This is a genomic window from Egibacteraceae bacterium (genome assembly GCA_040905805.1).
Taxonomy (GTDB): domain Bacteria; phylum Actinomycetota; class Nitriliruptoria; order Euzebyales; family Egibacteraceae; genus DATLGH01.
Genome location: JBBDQS010000003.1, coordinates 8,836 through 9,356, shown reverse-complemented (window position 1 = coordinate 9,356; position 521 = coordinate 8,836). Strand labels below are relative to the sequence as shown.

At 72.7% G+C, this 521-nt stretch carries 1 protein-coding gene; it reads right to left on the bottom strand.

Features of this window, described 5'->3' with window-relative positions; genetic code table 11:
* Nucleotides 1–165: 165 nt before the first annotated feature.
* On the bottom strand, nt 166–521 hold a 356-nt coding region (locus tag WD250_00780; protein ID MEX2618728.1), incomplete at its 5' end, for a hypothetical protein.

The window sequence follows — 521 nt, the reverse complement described above, 5'->3', positions numbered from 1 at the left end:
CACTGCTGTGCCGGGTGAGGCGGTCGCGCCAGCGACCGCCATGAGGATGCTGACACGCGAAACCCCCGCGCCTGGGGGGAAGCGCAGGGGTTCGCAGCGGTGGACTGGTCCGGCGTGCCCGCTGTGGTGTGCCGGTACTGACACGGTACCCGCGGTGGGGGTGTGTCATGCCTCCGGACGCGAAAACTCTTCCGTCAGGTGGTCGTTCATGCTGCCGGACCGAAAACCGCCCAGATCCAACGTCGCGTGGGTCCATCCGAGGTCGGCGAGCAGCCCTTGCAGCTCGTCGGCGAGGGCCACGGTGGCGTCCAGCAGCGCCCGGTCGACCTCGACGCGGGCGATGTCGCCATGGTCGCGCACCCGCACGTTGGCATGCGCGCCCAGGCGGGCGCGCAGCCAGGCCTCGGCCTGCTCGATGCGCGACAGGCGCGCCGGGGTGACCTGCAGGCCGTACACGACCCGGCTCGCGAGGCACGCCGCCGCGGGCTTGTCCCACGTCGGCAGCCCGCGGCGGCGCGACA